The organism is Hydrogenophaga sp. (assembly GCF_035481345.1).
Lineage (GTDB): Bacteria > Pseudomonadota > Gammaproteobacteria > Burkholderiales > Burkholderiaceae_C > Hydrogenophaga.
The window spans coordinates 1-6,130 of sequence record NZ_DATIGV010000178.1; the positions used below are offsets into that span (position 1 = coordinate 1).

A 6,130-nucleotide genomic window follows, 5' to 3' on the forward strand; every position below is an offset into this window, starting at 1 on the left:
CCGCCAGCACCAGCAGGCCGGCGGCGCGCCGGCCGGGCGAGCGCGCGCGGCGCGGTGGCGGCGTGTCCAGCACCGCGTCCAGCGCGGCGCGGGCGGGGTTGGGCGCACCGTCGCCGCGCAGGCCCCGGGCGCGGCCGATGAAGTCCTCCATGCCGCGCGCCACCGCCGCGTGCCGCGGATCGGCGCGCTTCCAGGCCTCGAAACCCGCGCTGGCGTCGCGGCGCTCCTGCGGGTCGTCGGCGGACAGGCGCACCAGCCAGCGCGCCGCCGCCTGCGCGATGCGCTCGTCCTCGGCGGTCACCGGGCGGTCCTCATGGCAGCACGGCCCGCTGCGCGCAGCGCACCAGCACCTGCGCCAGGTACTTGCCGACCATGCGGGTGGAGACGCCCAGCTCGGCCGCCACGGTGGCGACGGCCTCGCCGTCGAGGTAGTGCCGCACGAAGGCCGCGCGCGCCTTGGGCGACACGGCCTCGAGCACGGCGCTCAGTTGCTCCAGCGCCTGCAGCGCGACGAGGGTCTGCTCGGGCGAGGGGTAGCCCTCGCCGGCCTGCAGGTGCAGCGACAGCTCGGCCAGGTAGGCCTGGCGCAGGCGCTCGCGCCGGGCCTCGTCGATGATGAGCCGCGTGGCGGTGGTGGTGAGCCAGGCGCGCGGCTGGTCCACGCCGCACAGCGCGTCGCGCGCGGCCAGCACGCGCTCGAAGGTGTCGTGCGCCACGTCGGCCGCCTGGTGCGGGCAGCCGAGCTTGCGCCGCAGCCAGCCGTACAGCCAACCGTGGTGGTGGCTGTAGAGCGTCTGGACTGCCTCGCGCAGGCTGAGGTCGGCGGCGGACACGCTGGGCTCCTGGTCGGGCCCGGTGCGTTCAGGGGCCGCGGTGAATGAGAATGTTTCGCATTCTATAGATCCGGCGCGTGGGCCCAGCGCCGCACCGTCTCGACGATCAGCTCGGACACCTCCCCCATCACCGGGTCCTCCACCATGGCCGCGCGGCTCCACAGGTAGATGGGCCGCGGCATGGGCGCGCCGGGCATGGGCAGCTCCACCAGGTCAAAGCGCGGGGCCAGGCGCCGCAGCGGAAACCGCGGCAGCACCGCCAGGTGCTGGCCCTGGGCGAGCATGTCCAGCAGCATGGACGCGTCGCCCAGCACGGTGATTTCGGCGCGCAGGCGCTGCACGCCCACCGCGGCCAGCTTGCCGCGCACGTCCTGGTCGAAGGGCGAGGCCGTGCCCAGGCTGATCCAGGCGCGGTCGTCCACGTCCTCGGCGCTCAGCGGGGCCTGGCGCGCCAGCGGGTGGCGCCGCCCGCAGAACACGCCCAGCTCGTCGTCGGCCAGCAACTGGCGCACGATGCCCGGCGGCGGGTGTTCCAGCCAGGACGGCGCGATCACGAAGTCGTGCCCGCCGTCGATGAGCTGCTCCAGCAGCAGGTGGGGCCGATCGCTCTGCACCGCCAGCGCCAGATCGGCGAAGTGGCGCAGCAGCACCGGCGCCAGTTCACCCAGCACCGCCGCGCCCACCACCGGCCCGGCGCCCAGGCGCACCTGGTGGCGGATGCCGCCCCGATGCCGCGCGCTCACCTCGGCCGCGTCCTTCAGGCGGCGCGCGATGGCGCGGCCCTCGCGCGCCAGCATCTCGCCCAGCGGCGTGCTGCGCACCCCGTAGCGGCTGCGCTCGAACAGGCGCCCACCAGCCTGCATCTCCAGCGTCTGCATGTTGTGCGTCAGCGTGGGCTGGGTGAGGTGCAGGTGGCGGCTGGCCTGGGTGATGGAGCCCTTCTCCAGGATGGCCGCGAGCTGCACGAGGTGCCTTGGATCCATAGGAATTTTTATATTTGGCGAGCGATTTTCAATTTTACGGATGCTTTGAAGCCGCCTAAGCTCGCCACGGGCCCCATCCGGGGCATCACGAACCCTTGACCTGGAGACTGACAGATGACGTTCCCCCGCTTGCTCGGCGCCCTCGGCTCGGCCGCCATGATCGCCCTGGCCGCCGGCCCCGTCCACGCGCAAAGCTGGCCGACCAAGCCGATCCGCCTGCTGGTGGGCTCGCCGCCCGGTGGCCCGTCGGACATCACCGCCCGCACCTTCGCCGACCAATTGGGCAAGCGCATCGGTCAGCCCGTGGTGGTGGAGAACCGCCCCGGCGCGGGCAACAACCTGGCGGCCGGTGCCGCCGCGCGCGCCGACGCCGACGGCACCACCCTCGTGCTGAGCCCGGACACGGTGCTCACCGTCAACCCGCTCGTCTACACCACGGGCGACTTCAACGCCGCGCGCGACCTGGTGAACATCTCGGTCATCGCCAGCTTCTCGCAGATGCTGGTGTGCAACCCGTCCGCCGGCGTGCGCAGCGTGGCGGAACTGACGGCCAAGGCGAAGGCGGCGTCCAGCCCGCTGATGTACGCCTCCGGCGGCCCCGGCGTTCCTGGCCACCTGGCGACCGAAATGTTCCTGGAGCAGGCCAAGGTGCGCATGGAGCACGTGCCCTACCGCGGCCCGGCGCCGGCCACGCAGGCCGTGCTGGGCGGCGAGGTGGCTTGCGGCTTCCTGGCCACGCCCACGGTGCTGCCGCACGTCAAGAGCGGTCGCCTGGTGGCGCTGGCCGTGTCGTCCGAGGCGCCCTCGGCGCTGGCGCCCGACGTGCCCACGCTGGCCAAGGCGCTCAACCAGCCGAACCTGGACGTGAGCTTTCGCCTGGTGCTGCAGGCCGCCAAGGGCACACCCGCGCCCGTCGTGGCCGAGATCGAGAAGCACGCGGCCGAGATCATGAAGCAGCCCGAGGTGCGCGAGCGCCTCAAGAACTACGACCTCACCGCCGTGGGCAGCAGCAGCGCGCAGGCGCAGCAGGTGATGAACGCGGAGATGAAGCGCTGGGAGCCGGTGGTCAAGCGGCTGGGCTTGAAGACGGAGTAAGAGCCGGCCCCGGGCCGGCGCAACCGGCCGGGGCCCCACGCGGGCGCCGTGCCCCTGGCGTGGCGAACCCCCGCAACGCTTATATTCGGCGCCTGCCGCCATGAACGCCGCCCACGACACGACCGATGCCTTCCTGGCGGGCCCGCCCGCCATGCGCGGCGGCGCTTCGCGGGTCCGGCAAGGGCGCGAGCGCATCCTGGCGGACATCCGCGCCGCGGCCATCACGGAGTTCAGCCGCAACGGACTCAAGGGCACGTCCACGCAGGCGATCGCCGACCGCGCGGGCCTCACCAAGCCGCAACTGCACTACTACATCACGGGCAAGGAAGAGCTCTACAACGAGCTGCTGGGGCAGGTGCTCAACGACTGGAAGGTCCGCTTCGCCTTCGACTCGCACAGCGACGACCCGGCCAAGGTGCTGGGCGACTACATCCGCCAGAAGCTGGACCACGCCTTCGACCACCCCGAACTCTCGCGCCTCTTCACGCGCGAGGTGCTGGACGGCGGGCACAACCTCGCCCGCTTCTGGCCGCTGTCGCGCCAGTGGACGCAGCGCAAGGTCGACATCATCAACGGCTGGATCGCGCGCGGTCGCCTGCGGCCGGTGGACGGGCTGCTGCTGCTCCAGCACATCTGGGCCATGACCCAGTACCACGCCGACTACGCGCTGCAGGCGCGCGCACTGGCCAACATCCCCGACGACGTGCCCCTGGAGCGCGAAGCCGTGGCGCGTGAGCTGATCGACTTCGTGCTCGCGGGCTGCGCCCCCCGCGGCTGATCCCGCCGCCCGGGCCGGCCCAGGGCTTTTCATGCACCCCGACCAGGCCCTGCGCACCAGCGCGGGGCGGTCAGGCCGCGTGCGCGCGCCCGAACCCTGGCATGCCTATTGCGTAAGTTGACCAGTTGCTCTGATTAACTGGTCAACGTCATGAGGCTACCCCTCCACGGCCACGCGCCCACGCACCTGCACCACGTCCGGCTGCCCCGCTGGCTGCTGCCCGAGGCGTGGCCCCAGCGCCAGGGGCAGCCGGCGCTGGCGCACCTGCTCATCGAACAGGGCCGCATCGGCGCGCTCAGGCCCGCCGGGGAGGCCCCGGCCCCGGGCGAACCGTCCTGGGATATGGGCGGCGCACTGGCGCTGCCCGGCTTCGTCGACGCGCACGTGCACCTGGACAAGACCTTCACCCTGCCGCGCATGGAACGCATCGAGCCCGGCCTGCTGGGGGCCATCGAGGCCATGCTGGCCGACCGCGAGGGCTGGACCGCCGACGACGTGCGCCAGCGCGCCGAGCGCGCGCTGCAGTGGGCCTGGGAGGCCGGCAGCACCCGCCTGCGGACCCACGTGGACTGGTGGGAGCCCGATCGCGTGCCGGTGGCCTGGCCGGTGCTGGGCGAGCTGGCGCAGGCCTGGCGCGGGCGCATCCGCCTGGAGCGCGTGAGCCTCATGCGCCTGGGCCTCTACGAAGACGCGGCGCAGGCCGACCGGCTGGCGCGCCAGGTCGCGGCCAGCGGCCCCGACGCGCTGCTGGGCGGCTTCGTGCACAGCTCGCACTGGAACGAGGCGGCGCTGCGTCACCTGCTGCTGTCCGCGCAGCGCCACGGCCTGGACGTGGACCTGCACGTGGACGAAGAACTCACACCCTCGGCGCAGGGTCTGGCCACCATCGCCCGCCTCCTGCGCGAGATCGGCTTCGATGGCCGCGTGGTCTGCGGCCACGTGTGCGCGCTGGCCGCGCAGGACGAGGCCAGCGCGCTGCGCACCCTGGACGCCGTGGCCGGCGCGCCGATCACGCTGGTGTCGCTGCCCGCCACCAACCTGCTGCTGCAGGACGCCGTCACCGGCCGCACCCCGCGCCAACGCGGCCTGACGCTGGTGAAGGAAGCGCGCGAGCGCGGCATTCCCCTGCTGCTGGCCAGCGACAACGTGCAGGACCCGTTCTGCCGGCTGGGCAGCTATGACCCGATCGATGCGCTGGCTGTCGGGGCGCTCGTGGGCCAGTTGCCCGATCCCTTCGACACCTGGTCCGAGGCGCTGTGCCGGGCCGACTGGCTGGACCGCGAGCCCCGTGGCGGGCGCGGGCTCGTCGGCGCGGCGGCGGACCTGGTCCTGTTCGTGGACGCCGACGCGCACGGCTTCCCCTCGCGCGGCGCGCGCCGCGTGGTGCTGCGCGACGGCTGCCTCACCCACGGTGCGCCACCGCCCGCCTGGCTGGCCGGTGCCGGCGCGACCGCCCCCACCCCGGCCCATTCCTGAAGAACCCCGAGAGACCCCCATGCTGCACGGCTACATCCCGCCCCACCGCTTCCTGCCCTACCTGAGCTGGACCGACATCAACGAACTGCCCGAGCGCGAGGACACCGTGATCGTGCTGCCCTGCGGCGCCATCGAACAACACGGCCCGCACCTGCCCTGCTCGGTGGACAGCGTGATCGCCTCCGGCGTGATGGGCGAGGCCCTGCGCCGCCTGCCGGCCGACGTGCGCGCCTTCGCGCTGCCGCCCATCACCTACGGCAAATCCGAGGAGCACCTGCACTTCCCCGGCACCATGACGCTGAGCGGCACCACGCTGCTGTCCACCATCGTCGAGATCGGCGAGTCGGTCTACCGTTCGGGCTTTCGCAAGCTGCTGTTCGCCAACGGCCACGGCGGCCAGCCGCAGGTGCTCGAGATGGCCGCGCGCGAACTGCGCCTGCGCCACGGCGACTTCGTGGTGGTGCCGCACGGCGTGTCGCGCCTGCCCAGCGCGGCCAGCCGCCAGGTCAGCGAGCAGGAGAAGAAGCTGGCGATGCACGCCGGCCATTCCGAAACCGCGCTGATGCTCGCGCTGGCGCCCGAGACGGTGCGCATGGACCGCGCGGCCGCCAACTTCCCACCGCCCTTCCCCATCAAGCTGCTCTCACCCGACGGCCGCCCGGCCTGCGCCTGGACGGCGCGCGACTTCGGCCCCTCGGGCGTGATCGGCGACCCCACCTCGGCCACGCGCGCGCAAGGCGAGGAAATCCTCGACACGCTGGCCGACAGCTGGGTCCAGGCCCTCACCGAGCTCTACCAGCTGCGCTGGCTGGTGCGCGAGGAAACCACCTGGGAGCGCGGCCACCACACGGGCCACGTGCAAGCCACGCCCCACTGAACCGAGCGCCCACCCCGCCCCGTGTTTTCCGCCCCCGTGTTTTCCGCCCCCGGTCCCTGCACCGATCCGTCCGACCTCACCAGGAGCC

At 73.0% G+C, this 6,130-nt stretch carries 7 protein-coding genes; 4 read left to right on the forward strand and 3 right to left on the reverse strand.

The annotated features are described in order from the left end of the window. From VLG41_RS18120 to VLG41_RS18130, 3 genes are all read right to left on the reverse strand, one after another. The coding region (locus VLG41_RS18120; RefSeq protein ID WP_325350789.1) for a DUF4880 domain-containing protein at positions 1 to 301 on the reverse strand (301 nt) is incomplete at its 3' end. Between the two features lie 10 nt (positions 302 to 311). Next, complete coding sequence (locus VLG41_RS18125; RefSeq protein WP_325350790.1) at positions 312 to 833, reverse strand: sigma-70 family RNA polymerase sigma factor; 522 nt, start codon at positions 831 to 833, stop codon at positions 312 to 314. Positions 834 to 895: 62 nt separating this feature from the next. Beyond that, positions 896 to 1,816, reverse strand: a complete 921-nt coding sequence (locus tag VLG41_RS18130; RefSeq protein WP_325350791.1) for a LysR family transcriptional regulator — start codon at positions 1,814 to 1,816, stop codon at positions 896 to 898. Between the two features lie 114 nt (positions 1,817 to 1,930). Between VLG41_RS18130 and VLG41_RS18135 the strand changes: the two genes are divergently transcribed. From VLG41_RS18135 to VLG41_RS18150, 4 genes are all read left to right on the forward strand, one after another. Further along, positions 1,931 to 2,911 (forward strand): tripartite tricarboxylate transporter substrate binding protein, encoded by a 981-nt coding sequence (locus VLG41_RS18135; RefSeq protein ID WP_325350792.1) that lies wholly within the window; start codon positions 1,931 to 1,933, stop codon positions 2,909 to 2,911. A 100-nt stretch (positions 2,912 to 3,011) separates the two neighbouring features. Further along, a complete protein-coding gene (locus VLG41_RS18140) occupies positions 3,012 to 3,689 on the forward strand; it encodes a TetR family transcriptional regulator C-terminal domain-containing protein (RefSeq protein ID WP_414652511.1) in 678 nt (225 codons plus the stop codon). Positions 3,690 to 3,839: 150 nt separating this feature from the next. Continuing rightward, complete coding sequence (locus VLG41_RS18145) at positions 3,840 to 5,165, forward strand: amidohydrolase family protein (protein WP_325350793.1); 1,326 nt, start codon at positions 3,840 to 3,842, stop codon at positions 5,163 to 5,165. A gap of 19 nt (positions 5,166 to 5,184) precedes the next feature. Next, entirely contained in the window at positions 5,185 to 6,042 is an 858-nt protein-coding gene (locus VLG41_RS18150; protein WP_325350794.1) for a creatininase family protein, read from the forward strand. Positions 6,043 to 6,130 lie beyond the last annotated feature (88 nt).